The organism is Sphingobium jiangsuense, from assembly GCF_014196495.1.
In the GTDB taxonomy this organism is placed as follows: Bacteria; Pseudomonadota; Alphaproteobacteria; order Sphingomonadales; family Sphingomonadaceae; genus Sphingobium; species Sphingobium jiangsuense.
Genome location: NZ_JACIDT010000012.1, coordinates 39819 through 57712 on the forward strand (window position 1 = coordinate 39819; position 17894 = coordinate 57712).

14 protein-coding genes are annotated in these 17894 nt (G+C 65.6%); 8 read left to right on the top strand and 6 right to left on the bottom strand.

Features of this window, described 5'->3' with window-relative positions; translation table 11 throughout:
* The first annotated feature begins 47 nt into the window (after nucleotides 1-47).
* From GGR43_RS15835 to GGR43_RS15845, 3 genes are read left to right on the top strand one after another with little or no spacing between them, the layout of a single operon-like run.
* Nucleotides 48-1571 carry an aminoacyl--tRNA ligase-related protein gene (locus GGR43_RS15835; RefSeq protein WP_188072965.1) on the top strand — a complete coding sequence of 508 codons (1524 nt, stop codon included), beginning with the start codon at nucleotides 48-50 and terminating at the stop codon, nucleotides 1569-1571.
* Nucleotides 1568-2836, top strand: a complete 1269-nt coding sequence (locus tag GGR43_RS15840; RefSeq protein ID WP_188072966.1) for an MgtC/SapB family protein — start codon at nucleotides 1568-1570, stop codon at nucleotides 2834-2836. The genes GGR43_RS15835 and GGR43_RS15840 overlap by 4 nt, the downstream gene beginning before the upstream one ends.
* A gap of 52 nt (nucleotides 2837-2888) precedes the next feature.
* Nucleotides 2889-5300 carry a ribonuclease R family protein gene (locus tag GGR43_RS15845; RefSeq protein ID WP_188072967.1) on the top strand — a complete coding sequence of 804 codons (2412 nt, stop codon included), beginning with the start codon at nucleotides 2889-2891 and terminating at the stop codon, nucleotides 5298-5300.
* 321 nt (nucleotides 5301-5621) lie between these two features.
* On the opposite strand, the gene GGR43_RS15850 is transcribed toward GGR43_RS15845, so the two are convergent.
* Nucleotides 5622-6077: a universal stress protein gene (locus tag GGR43_RS15850; protein WP_188072968.1), complete on the bottom strand. Its 456-nt coding sequence runs from the start codon at nucleotides 6075-6077 to the stop codon at nucleotides 5622-5624.
* Nucleotides 6078-6216: 139 nt separating this feature from the next.
* Here GGR43_RS15850 and GGR43_RS15855 point away from each other — a divergent pair, with 139 nt between their 5' ends.
* The 3 genes from GGR43_RS15855 to lpdA are packed head-to-tail and all read left to right on the top strand — an operon-like array spanning nucleotide 6217 to nucleotide 9364.
* A complete protein-coding gene (locus GGR43_RS15855) occupies nucleotides 6217-7521 on the top strand; it encodes a pyruvate dehydrogenase complex dihydrolipoamide acetyltransferase (RefSeq protein WP_188072969.1) in 1305 nt (434 codons plus the stop codon).
* The gene (locus GGR43_RS15860) at nucleotides 7521-7928 is read left to right on the top strand and encodes an acyl-CoA thioesterase (protein WP_188072970.1); all 408 of its coding nucleotides are present in this window, start codon (nucleotides 7521-7523) and stop codon (nucleotides 7926-7928) included. The genes GGR43_RS15855 and GGR43_RS15860 overlap by 1 nt, the downstream gene beginning before the upstream one ends.
* Before the next feature lie 23 nt (nucleotides 7929-7951).
* Entirely contained in the window at nucleotides 7952-9364 is a 1413-nt protein-coding gene (lpdA, locus tag GGR43_RS15865) for a dihydrolipoyl dehydrogenase (RefSeq protein ID WP_188072971.1), read from the top strand.
* Nucleotides 9365-10039: 675 nt separating this feature from the next.
* Here lpdA and GGR43_RS15870 read toward each other — a convergent pair.
* The gene (locus GGR43_RS15870; RefSeq protein ID WP_188072972.1) at nucleotides 10040-10246 is read right to left on the bottom strand and encodes a hypothetical protein; all 207 of its coding nucleotides are present in this window, start codon (nucleotides 10244-10246) and stop codon (nucleotides 10040-10042) included.
* 167 nt (nucleotides 10247-10413) lie between these two features.
* Nucleotides 10414-11781, bottom strand: coding sequence for a M20/M25/M40 family metallo-hydrolase (locus GGR43_RS15875; protein ID WP_188072973.1), 1368 nt, complete (start codon nucleotides 11779-11781; stop codon nucleotides 10414-10416).
* 103 nt (nucleotides 11782-11884) lie between these two features.
* Between GGR43_RS15875 and ettA the strand changes: the two genes are divergently transcribed.
* Nucleotides 11885-13564, top strand: coding sequence for an energy-dependent translational throttle protein EttA (gene ettA / locus GGR43_RS15880; protein WP_188072974.1), 1680 nt, complete (start codon nucleotides 11885-11887; stop codon nucleotides 13562-13564).
* Nucleotides 13565-13680: 116 nt separating this feature from the next.
* The gene (locus GGR43_RS15885; protein ID WP_188072975.1) at nucleotides 13681-14799 is read left to right on the top strand and encodes a 5-methyltetrahydropteroyltriglutamate--homocysteine S-methyltransferase; all 1119 of its coding nucleotides are present in this window, start codon (nucleotides 13681-13683) and stop codon (nucleotides 14797-14799) included.
* Nucleotides 14800-15058: 259 nt separating this feature from the next.
* On the opposite strand, the gene GGR43_RS15890 is transcribed toward GGR43_RS15885, so the two are convergent.
* The 3 genes from GGR43_RS15890 to purM form a co-directional block, all read right to left on the bottom strand.
* The gene (locus tag GGR43_RS15890; protein ID WP_188072976.1) at nucleotides 15059-15724 is read right to left on the bottom strand and encodes an SDR family oxidoreductase; all 666 of its coding nucleotides are present in this window, start codon (nucleotides 15722-15724) and stop codon (nucleotides 15059-15061) included.
* Between the two features lie 79 nt (nucleotides 15725-15803).
* Complete coding sequence (gene purN / locus GGR43_RS15895; protein WP_188072977.1) at nucleotides 15804-16769, bottom strand: phosphoribosylglycinamide formyltransferase; 966 nt, start codon at nucleotides 16767-16769, stop codon at nucleotides 15804-15806.
* Entirely contained in the window at nucleotides 16762-17880 is a 1119-nt protein-coding gene (purM, locus tag GGR43_RS15900; RefSeq protein WP_188072978.1) for a phosphoribosylformylglycinamidine cyclo-ligase, read from the bottom strand. Before purM ends, purN begins: the two co-directional genes overlap by 8 nt.
* Nucleotides 17881-17894 lie beyond the last annotated feature (14 nt).

Here is a 17894-nt window from a genome sequence, read left to right on the forward strand (position 1 = left end):
CTTATGGGGCTGGAACATTTCAACCCATCGCCCGACAGGACCTTATCATGAAGCACGCGCTTCCCGTTACCCGTGAGCAGGATTTCGCCGCCTGGTATCAGGCGGTCATCAGCGAGGCCGACCTCGCCGAGGAATCGGGCGTGCGCGGGTGCATGGTGATCCGTCCTTGGGGCTATGGCATATGGGAACGCATCCAGAAGCTGATGGACGCGCGGATCAAGGATGCGGGCGTCGACAATTGCTATTTCCCGCTGTTCATCCCGCTCTCCTTCTTCGAGAAGGAGGCCGACCATGTCGACGGCTTCGCCAAGGAGATGGCGGTCGTCACCCATCATCGCCTCAAGGGCATCGACGGCAAGCTGGTGCCGGACCCCGATTCGAAGCTGGAGGAGCCGCTGGTCGTGCGCCCGACCTCCGAAACGGTGATCGGTCAGGCGATGAGCCGCTGGGTGCAGAGCTGGCGCGACCTGCCGCTGCTGGTCAACCAGTGGGCCAATGTGGTGCGCTGGGAAATGCGCACCCGCATGTTCCTGCGCACCAGCGAGTTCCTCTGGCAGGAAGGGCACACCGCCCATGCCGACGAGGCAGACGCCCGGCGCGAGACGATGCGCGCGCTCGAAATGTATCGCGATTTCGCGGAGAGCGAGTTGGCGATGCCGGTGGTGACCGGCGAGAAGCCGGAGAATGAGCGCTTCCCCGGCGCCGTCGCGACCTTCTCCATCGAGGCGATGATGCAGGACGGCAAGGCGCTTCAGGCGGGCACGTCCCATTATCTCGGCACCGGCTTTGCCGACGCGGCGGGCATCAAATATCAGGACAAGGAGGGCGGCCAGCAGCTCTGCCACACGACGAGCTGGGGCACCTCGACGCGCATGATCGGCGGCGTCATCATGGTGCATGGCGACGATGACGGGCTGCGCTGCCCGCCGCAGATCGCGCCGCATCAGGTGGTGATCGTGCCGATGCTGCGCGACGCGCCGGAGGACGACGCGATCATCGCCTATTGCGAGGAACTGGCGGCCGCGGTGAAGGCGCTCGACGCGTTTCGCGAGCCGGTGCGCGTGCTGTTCGACAAGCGGCCGGGCAAGGCGGCGAACAAGCGCTGGGCGTGGGTGAAGAAGGGCGCGCCGATCATCGTCGAGGTCGGCGGGCGCGACGTCGCGGGCGGTAATGTGTCGGTGCTGCGCCGCGACCGCCTCTATAATGAGGGCGGCAAGCTGGCGAGCGCGATCCTGCCCAAGGGGGATTTCATCGCCGCTGCCGCCGCGACCCTTACCGAAATCCAGGCCAGCCTCTTCGCCGAGGCGAAGGCGCGGCTCGATGCGAACATCCGCCGCGACGTGAGCGATATCGGCGCGCTCGCCGCCGCGTTCGAAGGGAAGAATCCCGGCTGGGTCGAGGTCGAATGGGCCAGGCCCACCGGCGCCGCGCTCGACAAGGTGATCGAGTGGCTGAAGGAGCACAAGCTGACGCTGCGCAACGCGCCCCTCGATGCAGCCCCGGCGAGCGGCGTCTGCATCTTCACCGGCGGGCAGGCGGTGGAGCGCGTGATCGTCGGGCGGAGCTATTGACGCCCGCGCTCGCCCTGTTGCTGGCGACCGGCATCGGCCTGCTGATCGGGCTGGAGCGCGGCTGGCGGCACAGGGACGAGCGCGCGGGCGGGCGGATAGCGGGCATCCGCACCTTCGCCCTGCTGGGGCTGGGCGGCGGGCTTTCCGGGCTTGCCGCAACCGCGCTGTCGCCCTGGTTCGGGGTGGTGGGCGTCGCGGGCCTTTCCATCGTCATCATCCTCGCCCATCGCGCCAGGCTCGACGAGCCGGACGACTATGTCTCCGCCACCAGCGCGGTCGCCGGGCTGCTGACGGTGTCGCTCGGCCTGATCGTGGCGATCGGTTACCCGAAGGAGGGGATCATCGCCGGGGGAACCGCCGCGCTGATCCTGTCGATGCGGGAGGAACTGCACAACTGGCTGCGCTCGCTCAGCGAGAAGGACATCAAGGCCGCCGCGCAATATGGCGCGATCACGCTGGTGGTGTTGCCGCTGCTGCCCGACCGGGCGATGGGGCCTTATGAGGCGTTCAACCCGCGCATGCTCTGGCTGGTCGTCGCCTTCGTGACGGGCCTGTCCTTCGCGGGCTATTGGGCGTCGCGCCGGTTCGGGCAGGCGCGCGGGCTGATCGTCGCCTCGGCCATCGGCGCGACCTACAGCTCGACGGCGGTGACGCTGGACCTCGCCCGCCGGTTGCGCGGGGCGGGCGAGGGCGGCGCGGGCGAGGAAAAGGCGACGCTGCGCGCCGGGATCGCGGCCGCCACCGCGCTGATGCCGATGCGCACGCTGATCCTCTGCGCGGTGGTCGCGCCGCAGGCGCTGGGCAGCTTCGCGCTGCGGGTCGGCCCGGCGGTGGCGGCCGCGACGCTCTATGCGCTCGCCGTCGCGATCCGCGCGAGCAAGGACGGCGACGGTGAGGGGCCGAAGACCGCGCGCAATCCGTTCGATTTCTGGCCCGCCGTCGGCTTTGCGGCAATGGTCGCGGCGATCATCCTCTTCTCGCGCTGGGTCATCGACCGCTATGGCGATATGGGCGCTACCTTCGTGATCGGCTTTACCGGCCTTTACGACGTGGACGCCGCGATCATCGCCGCGGGCAGCCTGCCGCAGCAGGAATTCGGGCAGGAGCGGCTGGGCCTCATCCTCACCCTGCCGGTGCTGGCCAATAATGCGATGAAGCTGGTGCTGGTGCTGGGCCTCGCCGGGCTGCGCGCGGGGCTGGCGGCCGCCGTGCCGTTGCTGCTGGTGACGGCGATGATCGGCGGGGCGTTGCTGATTTCGCTTTGAAGTCCACGCGCTTTCGCTGGCGTTGCCGGGCGTGAGGGAGTAGCGAGGGCTTATGCCCAAGCGCCCTTCCTCCCCGCCCGGCCTGCCGACGCGGCAGCAGATCATGGAATTCATCGAAACCAGCGGCCAGCCCGCCGGCAAGCGGGAGATCGCCAAGGCTTTCGGGCTGCGCGGGCCGGAGAAGATCCTGCTCAAGGCGCTGCTGAAGGACATGGCGGACGAGGGGCTGATCGATATCGGCCCCGGCCGCGCCTTCCACAAGATGGGCGGCGTGCCCCGCGTCACCGTGCTGCGCATCGTCGAGGTGGACGGCGACCAGCCCGTCGCCGTGCCGGAGCGCTGGGAGGCCGAGGGCATCCCCCCGCCGCGCCTGCGGGTGATCGAGCGGGGCCGCAAATCGGGCGCGCTCGGCATCGGCGACCGCATCCTCGCCCGCACCGAGGATGCCGGGCGCGGCCTCGTCGCCCATCCGATGAAGAAGCTGTCGAAGAGCGAGGAGCAGCTTCTGGGCATCGTGCAACCGGGTGAGAATGACCGCTTCTGGCTTAGCCCGGTGGACAAGCGCATCCGCCACCAGACGCTGATCTCCGACATCGGCGAGGCGAAGCCCGGCGACCTGGTGCTGTGCGAGGCGCATGGCCGCCCGCCCAAGGTGAGCGCGCGCGTCGTGATGGTGCTGGGCGATCCGTTCGCGCCCAAGAGCTTCAGCCTGATCGCCATCCATAAATATGGCATTCCGCACGTCTTTTCCGAAACGGTGGAGGAGGAGGCGCGCACCGTTTCCGCGCTGCCGCTGCACGGTGAGAAGCGCGAGGATCTGCGCCATCTGCCGATCATCGCGATCGATCCGGTCGATGCGCGGGATTTCGACGATGCGGTGTGGGCCGCGCCCGATGACGACCCGGCGAACAAGGGCGGCTTCCGCGCGATCGTCGCCATCGCCGACGTGTCCTATTATGTCCGCCCCGGCAGCGCGCTCGACCGCGAGGCGCGCAAGCGCGGCAACAGCGTCTATTTCCCCGACCTCGTCGTGCCGATGCTGCCCCATGCGCTCTCGTCGGACAAATGCTCGCTGCGCGCCGATGAGGATCGCGCGGCGATGGCCTGCCACATGGTCTTCGATGCCAAGGGCAAGATGAAGGCGTTCCGCTTTTCCCGCGCGATCATCCGCGTGGCGGCGAACATCCCCTATGAGGAGGCGCAGGCCGCCATCGACGCGGCGGAGGCCGGGCAGGCGGTGGAAGAAGTGCCGCACGAAAGCTTCGTCAGCAAGGAGATGGCGCGCCACGACCGGCTGCGCGCGGCTGACGGCACCGATCTGGTCGAGGCGGCGCTCAAGCCGCTCTGGGCCTGCTGGCGCGTGCTGGCAAAGGCGCGCGATGCGCGGGCGCCGCTGGAACTGGACCTGCCGGAGCGGCGCGTGGTGCTGGACGATGCGGGCCGCATCATGAGCGTCGCGGTGCGGGAGCGGCTGGACGCCCATCGCCTGATCGAGGATTATATGATCGCCGCCAATGTCGCGGCGGCCAAGGCGCTCGAAACCAAGCAGGCGCCGGTGATGTACCGCGTGCACGAGCCGCCCTCGCGTGAGAAGCTGGTGGCGCTGAAGGACTATCTGGCGACCTACGACATTCCGCTCGCGCTGGGTCAGGTGGTGACGCCCGCCCTGTTCAACCGGCTGATTGCGAAGCTGGAGGGGCATGAATCGCGCGCGGTGATCATGGAGCAGATCCTCCGCAGCCAGACGCAGGCCTATTATTCGCCGCAAAATGCCGGGCATTTCGGGCTGGCGCTGGGCAGCTACGCGCATTTCACCTCGCCGATCCGCCGCTATTCGGACCTGCTGGTGCATCGCGCGCTGGTCGGCGCGTTCGATCTGGAACTGCCCGCGCCGCCCAAATCGACCGGCCTGCCTTTCTCGACCGCGCTGTCTCAGGAAGATTACAAGCATATGGCGCGCGTCGGCGACCTCATCAGCCAATATGAGCGGCGCGCGATGGAGGCCGAGCGCGAGACGGTGGACCGCTATGTCGCGGCCTATCTGTCCGAGCATGTCGGGCAGGTGCTGCTGACGCGCATCACCAGCGTGCAGAGCTTCGGCTTCTTCGCGAGCGTCGATGGGCTGGGCGGCGACGGGCTGATGCCGGTATCGATGCTGGGAGCGGAACGCTTCCGCTATGACGAGGCCGAGCGCGCGCTGGAAGGCGAGCAGAGCGGCGACCGCTATGTGCAGGGCCAGATGATCGAGCTGCGGCTGGCGGAGGCGGACCCGGCCTCGGGCGCGCTGCGGTTTGAGTTGCCGGAGGGCGGGAGTTATTCGCCGATGCGCGGGCGTGGACCGGGCAGGGGGCCGGGGCGCGGGGCGGGCGATGCGCCCAAGGGCCGACCTCGTCCGATCCAGCGGCGCGGGCGTCCGGCCAATGTCCGCCATATCGGCAGCGCGCGGGGAAAGCATAAGAGGTGAGGTGCGTGTGGGGGTGGTGGGCGGGCCTTTGCGCCTACCGTCACCCTCCCGCCCATAGCGTCACCCCAGCGCAGGCTGGCGTCTCCGGCCATGTCGCGCGCCGCCTCCCGAGATGCCAGCCTGCGCTGGCATGGCGGAGGTTAAATGATTGATTTATAACTGGTTATGCGACGTAATCTAATCGTCATGTGAACTTGTTTCAGCATCCATCAAGCCTCGCAGGCCGATGGTCAATCCGGCGAAATGGACCCTGAACCAAGTTTCAGGGTGACGGTAAGGGCGAGGTCCGTTCCCAGGCGGGCCACAGCCCACAATGCCCCCTCAACTCAACCGCTCGATTTCCTCATTGCTCAGCGAGCCGGGGACGATCATGATCGGGCAGGGCATCTTGCCGGATTCCGCGCTGGCGAAATGGGCGATCAGCGGGCCGGGCGCGCCGCCCACCGCCGCGCCCAGCACCAGCGCGGCGATGCTGTCGTCTTCCTCCAATATCTCGCGGATGATCGGGATGGGCTTGCCGGTCTTGACCGTGATGATCGGGCGGATGCCGGATTCCTGCATCAAGGTGCCCGCCAGCCCCATCGCGAGCGCCTCGGCGCGCTGGCGGGCTTCTTCCTCCATCGTCGCCTGAACGCCGCTCCATTGCACGAACTCGGCGGGCGGGATGGGGGCGACGATGCGAACCCCGCCCCCGGTCTTGGCGGCGCGGCGGGCGGCAAAGAACAGGGCCTTCTCCGCCTCCGGACTTTCGTCCAATATAACCATATAGGTTCGCATTTACTGATTACCCCTGCAAAAATGTGCCAATTTTGCATTTTTTTGCCGTTTTCGGCGGTGCGGCCCTTGACCGACCCGCCGATTAGGACAAAGCTCCCGCTTCCTGTTTAAACCGCTCGAAAGAAGGGCGCCAGACCCCATGGCTATAGAAATCAAAATGCCGGCTCTCTCTCCCACGATGGAGGAAGGCACGCTGGCCAAGTGGCTCGTGAAGCCGGGCGACACCGTTGCATCCGGCGACCTGCTGGCCGAGATCGAGACAGACAAGGCGACGATGGAATTCGAAGCCGTCGACGAAGGCACGATCGCGGAGATTCTGGTGCCCGAAGGGACCGAGGGCGTGAAGGTCGGCACGGTGATCTGCGTGATGGCCGAGGAGGGCGAGGACGCCTCTTCCGCAAAGGCTTCCGTCAAGGCTGCGCCCCCCGCTGCCGCCGCTCCCGCTCCGGCGGTGGAGGTGAAGCCCGCCGAGGCGCCCGCGCCTGCCGCATCCGCTCCGGCTCCGGCGCCTGCCGCTGCCCCGGCTCCCGCGCCGCTCGCCGTTTCCGGCGATCGCGTGAAGGCGACGCCGATCGCGCGCCGCATCGCCGCCGCCAAGGGCATCGATCTTGCGAGCGTCAAGGGCACCGGTCCCAATGGCCGCATCGTCAAGGCGGATATCGAAAATCTCGGCGCTGCGCCTGCCGCTGCCGCAGCCGCTCCGGCCCCTGCCGCAGCTTCGGCGCCCGCCCCGGTCGCGGCGCAGGATTTCGGCATTCCGCATGTCGCCGAAAAGCTCAGCAACATGCGCAAGACCATCGCCCGCCGCCTGACCGAGAGCAAGCAGCAGGTGCCGCATATCTACCTGACCGTCGATATCCGCCTCGACGCGTTGCTCAAGCTGCGGACGGAGCTGAACGCCTCGCTGGAATCGCGCGGCGTGAAGCTCTCGGTCAACGATATGCTCATCAAGGCGCTGGCCATTTCGCTGATGCAGGTGCCGGAATGCAATGTGCAGTTCGCCGGCGACCAGTTGCTGAAGTTCAGCCGCGCCGACATCTCGGTCGCGGTGTCGATCCCGTCCGGCCTCATCACGCCGATCGTCAAGGGCGCCGACAGCAAGAGCGTCGCGGCGATCTCCACCGAGATGAAGGATCTGGGCGCGCGCGCCAGGGAAGGCAAGCTGAAGCCGGAGGAATATCAGGGCGGTACCGCCAGCATCTCCAACATGGGCATGATGGGCATCAAGCAGTTCGAGGCCGTCATCAACCCGCCGCAGGCGATGATCATGGCGATCGGCGCGGGCGAGAAGCGGCCCTATGTGGTCGATGACGCGTTGCAGATCGCGACCGTCATGTCCGCGACCGGCAGCTTCGACCATCGCGCCATCGACGGCGCGGACGGCGCGAAGCTGATGGCCGCCTTCCGCGAACTGGTCGAAAATCCGCTGGGCATGCTGGCCTGATGGGCAAGGCGGAGGAGCGGCCGCCGGAAGGCAGCCCGGCGGTGCGGGTCATCGCCATGCCCGCCGACACCAATCCTTATGGCGACATATTCGGCGGCTGGCTGATGAGCCTGATGGATTCCGCAGCTGGATCGATCGCCGCGCGTCATTCAAAAGGGCGTGCGGTGACGATCGCGGTCGAGGGAATGACCTTCCTGCGCCCGGTGGTTGTGGGGGATGAGGTTTCCGTTTATGCGACGCTTGAATCTGTCGGGCATACGTCGATGAAGATCGCGGTGGAAGCATGGCGGCGCACCCGCCATGACGAGCGGTCCTATCGCGTGACGCGTGCGGTTTTCACTTTCGTGGCGATCGGGGAGGATCGTCAGCCTCGTGCCGTTCCGCCGGTTCCGGCGCCAGTGGCGTGACATAATTAGAAGCGAGTTTGATCATGGCTGAAACTTATGATGTCATCGTTCTGGGTTCGGGTCCGGGCGGCTATGTCGCCGCGATCCGGTCGGCCCAGCTGGGTCTGAAAACCGCGATCGTGGAGCGGGAAAATCTGGGCGGCATCTGCCTCAACTGGGGCTGCATCCCGACCAAAGCGCTGCTGCGTTCGGCCGAGATTTTCCATTACATGAACCATGCGAAGGATTATGGCCTCGCCGCCGAGAAGATCACCGCCGATCTCGACGCGGTGGTGAAGCGCTCGCGCGGGGTGGCGAAGCAGCTCAATCAGGGCGTCACGCACCTGATGAAGAAGAACAAGATCACCGTCCATATGGGCGAGGGCAAGCTGGTCGCGAAAGGCAAGCTCGCCGTCACCAAAGACGGCAAGACCGAAGAGCTGAGCGCGAAGCACATCATCGTCGCGACCGGCGCGCGGGCCCGCGACCTGCCTTTCGCGCCCGCGGACGGCAAGCGCATCTGGACCTATCGCCATGCGATGACGCCGCCGGAAATGCCGAAGAAGCTGCTGGTCATCGGCTCCGGCGCGATCGGCATCGAGTTCGCCAGCTTCTACAACGACATGGGCGCCGAGGTGACGGTCGTCGAGATGATGGACCGGATCGTGCCGGTCGAGGATGCGGACGTTTCCGCCTTCCTCGAAAAGGCGCTGGCGAAGCAGGGCATGAAGATCATGACCGGCGCGGGCGTCGAGAGCTTGAAGGCGAGCGCGACCGGCGTGTCGGCCAGCATCAAGGGCAAGGACGGCAAGGTCGTCAACGGCGAGTACAGCCATTGCATCGTCGCCATCGGCATCGCGCCCAACAGCGAGAATATCGGGCTGGAGGCGCTGGGCGTCGAGCAGGTGAAGGGCCATATCAAGACCGATGGTCTGTGCCGCACCAATGTCGAGGGGCTGTGGGCGATCGGCGACATCACCGCGCCGCCGTGGCTCGCGCACAAGGCCAGCCATGAGGGCGTGATCGCCGCGGAGGCCATCGCGCAGGCGCTGGGCAACAAGGATGTGCATCCGCATGAAATGGATGTGCGCAATATTCCCGGCTGCACCTATTGCCACCCGCAGATCGCCTCTGTCGGCCTGACCGAGGCCAAGGCGAAGGAAGCGGGCTATAGCGTCAAGGTCGGCACCTTCCCGTTCATCGGCAACGGCAAGGCGATCGCGCTGGGCGAGGCGGAGGGCTTCGTCAAGACGGTGTTCGACGCCAAGACCGGCGAACTGTTGGGCGCGCATATGGTCGGCGCCGAGGTGACGGAGATGATCCAGGGCTATGTCGTCGGCAAGACGCTCGAAACCACCGAGGTCGAACTGATGCAGACGGTGTTCCCGCACCCGACCATCTCCGAGGCGATGCACGAAAGCGTGCTCGCCGCCTATGGCCGGGCGCTGCATATCTGATATCGCTACGAGAGGCGGGCTTTTGCGGAAAGGCCCGCCGGGTTTTGCAGAGGCTGGCTCTGGCGGACGGCGCCGGGGCTGGCCTTTTTTGATGGTGCTTGTCCCTTACAAACATAGGCATTGAAACCGGGGCGTTGGCATGGCGTGAGAGGCAGGGCTGAAGCAAATAAGTTCACGCAGAGACGCAGAGAGGGGGAGGACGAGCCGCAGGCTCTTTGCGCCTATTTCGCCTCGGCTGGCATGAAAGAATGCTTCGCGATTATTCTCTCCGCGTCTCCGCGTGGTTATATTTGCTTGGCTGGCGAGCTCTTGGTCGAAAGCAGCCGTTCACCCCAAGCCTGTTTGCAAAGGATATAATCGCTCTTTTTGCAGGGCCTTTTTGTGCAGCTTGTCCCAGCGATGGGGCGCTTGCGTGCAATCGCGATTGGCGACCGCTATCCTCGCTTTTCTTCCGTCATGCCAGCGCAGGCTGGCATCGTTCTCGCGAGTGTGGAGCCAGGCATCCTGAGATGCCAGCCTGCGCTGGCATGACGAGAACGGGACGATGCAATGGCATGCCTTCATCGGCCCGTCATCTTGGCGCCGCGAAATAGAATGGTCATTTCACGCATAGAAAAAGGGATGGGGAGCCGAGGCCGCCCATCCCTTCTCAAATCTTCGCGCTGAAGGCGAAAATTACTGCGCGTTGGTCGCGTTCGCGGCGTTCTCGACGACGTTCGCGGCGTTCTCGACGACGTTCGCGGCGTTCTCAACGGCATTCGCGGCGTTGTCGACAACGTTTTCGACGGCAGCGGCGTTGTTGGCTTCTGCAGCAGGCTTCTCACCGCAAGCGGCCAGAGCCAGCAGGCCAGCCGAAGCGAAAACAACAGCGATCTTCTTCATCTTGTTAGGCTCCCAATAGCATGTCTCACGCATCAAACTTCTTTAAGAAGTTGTGTACGCGCGAGGGCTTCGAAATAACGGCTCAGTTCAACAAATCAACATATTTTTGGCACCGCAGGCCGAAGCGAGTCGGTCGGAGGTGAGTTGTCTACTACAACAGTTTGCATTCAGTGCAAGATTTCTTTCGCATTTGCGGCGATGGAAAGCACGGCGGTCCAGGCCGCGACATTCTGCGCCAGCTGGGCCGGATCGATCTTGTCCAGAGTGTCGTCCGCGCTGTGGTGCAGGTCGAAATAGCGGGTGCCGTCCTGTTGCAGGTCGATGACGGAAATGCCTGCATTTACCAGAGGTTCGATGTCGGCGCCGCCCCTGGCGGGCAGGGCGCTGCTGACGATGCCGAGGTCCGCGAGCGCGCTCGCGATCCTGTCCCTGACCGGGCGGGCGGCGGCGGGCAGGCGGTAATGGGCGCGCCACACCCGGTCGGCGCCGAAGTCGGATTCCATCACCAGCACATGCTTTTCATGGCCATGGGCGGCGAAATAGGCCTGTCCGCCATAGGCGCCCACTTCCTCGGCACCGGCCCATAAAATCCGAATCGTCCGGCGCGGCCGTCCCGCGTCCATGATTCGCTTCGCCGCCGCCGCGACGATGGCGATGCCCGCCGCATCGTCTATGGCGCCGGTGCCGAGGTCCCAGCTGTCCAGATGCCCGGCGACCAGGATGATCCCCGCGCCGGGGTCGCTGCCCGGCACCTCGGCGATGACGTTGCCCGATTCCTGCTCGCCGGGGAAGCGTGGCGTCAGCAGCAGGCGGAGCCGCACCGGCCTGCCGCGCTTGAGCATCCGTTCCAGATTCTCCGCGTCGGGAATGGAAAGCGCCGCCGCCGGAATGGGCGCCACGCCCGGCTCGAAACGGGTGGAGCCGGTGTGCGGCAGGCGGTGGCTGTCGGTGCCGATCGAGCGGATGACGATGCCGGCGGCGCCCTTCGCGGCCGCGATCGACGGGCCGATTCGGCGAACCTGCCCATAGGGGGCATAGCCCGACCCGTCCTGACTGGCCTTCATCGCATGGCTGACGAAGGCGATCTTGCCCTTGAGGCTTCCCTGCGGCGCGGCCTCCAGATCGGCGAGGGTGCGGAAATAGGCTATCTCGGCTTTCAGCCCGTCGGGTCCGGTCGAGCCGCTGTTGCCCAGCGCGGTGACGGCCAGCGGCTGGTCGAACGGGACGACGACGCGGGCTTCCTCCCGCCCGCGCTCCCATGAGGGCATCCGGTAGGTTTCGATGCGGACATTGGCAAAGCCCAGCGACCGGAGCTTCGCCACCGCCCAGTCGCGCGCCTGCGCTTCCTTCGGCGTGGCGGCGAGGCGGGGGCCGATCTCGGTCGTCAGCCCCTCGACGATGTCCCATGCGATCTCGTCCTTCAGCGCCGCGTCGCGCAGCGCGGCCGCATCCGGCGCGGCGAGCAACGCGGACGGGCAGAGGAAGGCGGCGGCAAGGGCGAGCGCGGTGGAACGGAAGAAGGTCGGTTTCTGCATGGATTGGGACGTAACCGGCATTTGGGGATTTGCCAATGCGCCGTCCGTCCGCTAACCGGGGCGCATAGTCTTCAAAGCCTGTTTTTTCGGAGCTCGATATCCCATGGCCGCGCAATATGCCTATGTCATGAAGGGCATGACCAAGTCCTTCCCCGGCGCCCAGAAGCCGGTGCTCAACAACATCAACCTGCAATTCTACTTCGGCGCCAAGATCGGCATCGTCGGCCCCAACGGCGCGGGCAAATCCACGCTGATGAAGATCATGGCCGGCATCGACACCGATTTCACCGGAGAGGCCTGGCCGGGCGAGAACATCACGGTCGGCTATCTGCCGCAGGAGCCGGAGCTGGACCCGACCAAGACGGTGCTGGAAAATGTGAAGGACGGCGCGCGGGACATCGCGGACAAGCTCGATCGCTTCAACGAAATCTCGATGATCATGGCGGACCCGCCGGAAGACGTGGATTTCGACGCGCTGATGACCGAGATGGGCGAGTTGCAGGAGCAGATCGACGCGGTCGACGGCTGGACGCTCGACAACCAGCTCGAAATCGCGATGGAGGCGCTGCGCTGCCCGCCGTCCGACTGGCCGGTGGACAAGCTGTCGGGCGGCGAGAAGCGCCGCATCGCGCTGACCCGCCTGCTGATCCAGAAACCGTCGATCCTGCTGCTGGACGAACCGACCAACCATCTCGACGCCGAAAGCGTCGAGTGGCTGGAAAACCACCTGAAGGATTATCCGGGCGCGGTGCTGATGATCACCCACGACCGCTATTTCCTCGACAATGTGGTGGGCTGGATCCTCGAACTCGATCGCGGCAAATATTTCCCCTATGAGGGCAATTACTCGACCTATCTGGAGAAGAAGGCCAAGCGCCTCGAACAGGAAGAGCGTGAGGAATCCGGCCGCCAGAAGGCGATCAAAGAAGAGCTGGAGTGGATCCGGCAGGGGCCGAAGGGCCGCCAGACCAAATCGAAGGCGCGTATCGCCAAGTTCGACCAACTGGTCGCCGCGCAGGAAAACCGCAGCCCCGGCAAGGCGCAGATCGTCATTCAGGTGCCCGAGCGTCTGGGCGGCAAGGTCATCGAGGCGAAGAATATCTCCAAGGCCTATGGCGACAAGCTGCTGTTCGAGGACCTGTCCTTCACCCTGCCGCCCGGCGGCATCGTCGGCGTGATCGGGCCGAACGGCGCGGGCAAATCGACGCTGTTCAAGATTCTCACCGGCAAGGAACAACCGGACAGCGGCACGGTCGAGATCGGCAGCACGGTGCGTCTGGGCTATGTCGACCAGAGCCGCGACCATCTCGACCCGTCGAAGAATGTCTGGGAAGAGATTTCCGACGGCCTCGATTATATGAAGGTCAACGGGTTCGACATGTCGACCCGCGCCTATGTCGGCGCGTTCAACTTCAAGGGGCAGGACCAGCAGAAGAATGTCGGCAAGCTGTCCGGCGGCGAGCGCAATCGCGTCCATATGGCGAAGATGCTCAAGACCGGCGGCAATGTGCTGTTGCTCGACGAACCGACCAACGACCTCGACGTCGAAACGCTGGGCGCGCTGGAAGAGGCGATCGAGAATTTCGCGGGTTGCGCCGTGGTCATCAGCCACGACCGCTTCTTCCTCGACCGTCTGGCGACGCACATCCTCGCCTTCGAGGGGAACAGCCATGTCGAATGGTTCGAGGGCAATTTCGAGGCCTATGAGGAGGACAAGCGCCGCCGCCTCGGCGATGCGGCGGACCGGCCGACCAGCCTTGCCTACAAGAAGCTGACCCGCTGACGGCACGGCCCCGCAGAGGGCGGCCGGACAAGTCTTGAGAGAGAGATGGCTGGGGCATGGGGAGCGGCGATCGCTGCTCCCCTTTCCACAGGACAAGCCAAGTCAGGATCATCGTTATGACCAGTTTCACGCCGCCCTACAGGGCCGATCATGTCGGGTCGCTGCTGCGCCCCGCCGCCGTGACCAGGGCCCGCAAGCAGTTCTTCGAGGAGAAGTCGATTTCCCGCGAGGAACTGACCGCCATCGAGGATGAGGCGATCATCGACGCGGTGAAGATGCAGGAGGAGGTCGGCCTCAGGGTCGTGACCGATGGCGAGATCCGCCGGTCCTTCTGGCATTATGACTTCATCGGCGACCTGACCGGCTATGAATTGCAGCGGCGGCAGGAGGCGGGCGCGCAGTTCCACGGGACGACCATCCCCTCGGTGTTCCCGACCATCGTCGGCAAGCTCGACTTTCCCGACGACCATCCGATGCTGGAGCATTTCCGCTTTCTGGCGAAGCACACCAATGTCACGCCGAAAATCTCCATTCCGGGGCCGAGCTGCTGCCATTTCCGTACGCTCCAGAAGGACGTGCTGGTGCCGGAGTACAAGGACCTCGACATATTGTTCGCGGATCTGGCCGCCGCCTACAGGAAGGCGGTGCGGGCGTTCTACGACGCGGGCTGCCGCTATCTCCAGATGGACGACATCTTCTTCGCCTATCTTTGCGACCCCAAGCATCGCGCGCAGAAGGTGGAGGAGGGCGTCGATCCCGACTGGCTGATTTCCGCCTATGCGAAGATGATGCACGACGCGATCGCCGACCGGCCGGACGACATGCTGATCGGCATGCACATGTGCCGGGGCAATTTCCGCAACCATTGGGCGGCCGAGGGCGCCTATGATCTGGTGGCGGACACCATCTTCAACGCGACCGACGTCGACCTGTTCTTCATGGAATATGACACCGAGCGCGCCGGAGGCGTGGAGCCGCTGCGCTTCCTGAAGAAGGGCAAGCAGCGCATCTATCCGGGCTTCATCACCACCAAGTCGGCGGAACTGGAATCGATTGACGATCTGAAGCGCCAGATCGGGGAAGCGGCGAAATATGTCGATATCGACCAGCTCGGCATCGCGCCCCAATGCGGCTTCGCCTCGACCGAGGAAGGCAATGCGATCACGCCGGACGAGCAGAAGGCCAAGCTGGAACTGGTCGTTAAGACCGCCGAGGCGATCTGGGGCGAAGCCTGAGGCTCTTTGCCGTCGATTGAAGAAAAGCGCCGCGCCGTCGATGGACGGGCGGCGTTTTTTGCGATTATGGGCTTTGCAGACAGGTTTCGGGTGATGCCCGTTTTCGGCTAAAACCAGACATAGCCTCTACCGTCCCCTGAACTTGCTTCAGGGTCCATTTCGCCGGATTGACCATCGGTCTGTGGGGCTTGGTCCCGCGCTCTCGAAAACGATTTCAGCCTGCGCTGGCATGACGGAAGGGAGAGCGGCGGGGCGCTATTCACCACGGCAAGAACCCGCCGTCATAATTCCAGAAATGCCCGGTCGTCGCCAGCGAGAGGCCGTCGATAACCTCCTTCAGCCCGCGCGCGCTTTCCTCCGGCGCCAGGTCGGCCGAAGGGCCGCCCATGTCGGTCCGTACCCAGCCGGGATGCAGCGCGGCGATCGCGATGCCGTCCGCTGCCAGATTGGTGGCAAGGCATTGCGCGACCTTGTTGACCGCCGCCTTCGACGCGCGATAGGCGACCATGTCCGGCTCCGTCGAGGCGAGCGAGCCCATGCGGCTGCTGACGATTGCGACTTTCGCATTCCCCGCCTGCCGCAGATTGGGCAGCAGCGCCTGCGTTACGCGCAAGGGGCCGAGCGTGTTGATGTTGAGCGTGTCGAGAAAACCGGCGAAATCGGTGTCGCGCGCCGATTGCCGCTCCGGCCCGCTGACGCCCGCATTGTTGATGAGGATATCGACGTTGCGCCCGTTCAGCGACCCGGCAAAGGCCGCGACCGACGCGTCGTCGCCGACATCGAGCGCCAGCGCCTCGCCCGGCGCATCGGCCGCCGCTTCGGGCCTGCGAACCCCGATCACCACCTCATGCCCCGCATCCGCGTAGAGCCGCGCCAAATGCAGCCCGATGCCGCGATTGCCGCCCGTAATCACCACCGTCGCCATATCTCTTCTCCATCCGGCTGCATCGATCCAGCCCGTCAGATAGGGTGCGCGGGCCGGGGGAGCAAGTCGCCGGGCGGTTTCAGAACTGGTCTGCGATATCCATCAGCCGGGTCAGCCGTTTGGGCGCCACCGCGCGCCAACTGCGTTCCAGCCATCCGCCCACATGCGCCCAGTCGGTGCCGGGCCGGTCGAGCCGCAGCGCGATCCAGCCCGCCGCGCCATAATAGGCCGGACGGTAATAGAGATCCGGCTGCTGCTCGATCAGCGCCGCCATCTCGTCGGGGCCGCTGGTCTTTACCAGCAGCGCGACGGCATCCTCGCCATGATGGCGCACCGAGACATAGGCGAAATATTTGCCGGATTTCTCGCCGCCCACGCGCCAGCCGGGCGAGCCGTGGGAGGGGCGAAAATCGACCTCCGGCAGCCTCGCGGCCAGCTCGCCGACCTGACCGACGATCCACTCCGGGTCGCGCTCGCGGCTCACATAATCGGCGAGCGTGCGGGAATAGAGCTGATGCTCGGCGATCAGCACGCGGGCGGCGAGGCTGTCGGCATCGTCGCCGGGCAAGATCGCGACCGGCGTCTGGCCGAGGACCGGGCCGTCGTCCAGCTCCGCCGTCACGATATGGACCGAGCAGCCGCCATGGCTGTCGCCCGCCTCGATCGCCCGCTCATGGGTGTGGAGGCCCTTATATCTGGGTAGCAGCGAGGGATGGATATTGAGCATCCGCCCGGCCCAGCCCTCGACGAATTCGGGCGAGAGCAGGCGCATATAGCCGGCGAGCGCGATATAATCCGCCCCGGCCTTGCGGATTTCCGCATCGATAATGCGGTCGAACTCGGCGCGCTTCATGCCCTTGTGGCTGTGCCCGAAGGTCGCGATGCCCTCGGCGGCGGCGAGCTTCAGCCCGGCGGCGTCGGGGTCGTTGGCGGCGACCAGCACGATTTCATAGGGGCAGCTTTCCGCCTTGGCCGCATAGAGCAGGGCGGCCATGTTGGAGCCGCGCCCGGAGATGAGGACGGCGACGCGTACCTTCTCAGGCATTATGCACGGCTTCCCACGCCTCGCGCGCGCTCCACGCCTCGGCCGAGCCGCGCACGGTGCAGCCCTTGGCGCCCGGCTCGATCGCGCCGATGCGGTGAACCGTCTCGCCCGCCGCTTCGAGGTCGGTGGTGACGCGGGCGACATTCTCCTCCGCCACGGCCAGCACCATGCCGATACCGCAATTGAAGGTGCGCGCCATCTCGGCGGGCTCTATATTGCCCTGCGCCTGGAGGAAGGCCATCAGCCGGGGCTGCGCCCAGCCGTCCGCATCGACCACGGCGTGGCAGCCGTCGGGCAGCACGCGCGGGATATTCTCCAGCAGGCCGCCGCCGGTGATATGGGCGAGCGCGTGGATATCGCCCTTGCGGATCGAGGGCAGCAGCGCCTTCACATAGATGCGCGTCGGCGCCATCAGCGCGTCGATCAGCAGCACGTCCTGATCGAACAGGGCGGGGCGGTCGAGCTTCCAGCCCTTGTCGGCGGCGAGGCGGCGGACCAGCGAATAGCCGTTGGAGTGGACGCCGGAAGAAGCAAGGCCCAGCAGCACGTCGCCCGCCTGCACCTTGCTGCCGGTCAGCGCCTCGTCCCGCTCCACCGCGCCGACGCAGAAGCCAGCGAGGTCATAATCGCCATCGGCGTACATGCCCGGCATTTCCGCCGTTTCCCCGCCGATCAGCGCGCATCCGGCCTGCTTGCAGCCTTCGGCGATGCCCGCGATCACGCGTTCGGCAATGCCGTTCTCCAGCCGTCCGGTAGCGAAATAATCGAGGAAGAACAAGGGCTCGGCGCCCTGCACGATCAGGTCGTTGGCGCACATGGCGACAAGGTCGATGCCCACCGTGTCGTGCCGCCCGCTGTCGATCGCCAGCTTCAGCTTGGTGCCCACCCCGTCATTGGCCGCGACCAGCAGCGGATCGCGGAAACCGGCCGCCTTCAGGTCGAAAAAGCCGCCGAAGCCGCCGAGGTCCGCATCCGCACCGGCGCGACGGGTCGCCTTGGCCAGCGGGGCGATCGCCTTGACCAGCGCATTGCCCGCGGCGATGTTCACGCCGGCTTGCGCATAGCTGTAGGATTGAGGCCGATCGGTGGAGGAGTCGTTCGCATTGCTCATGCCAACGCCGCCTA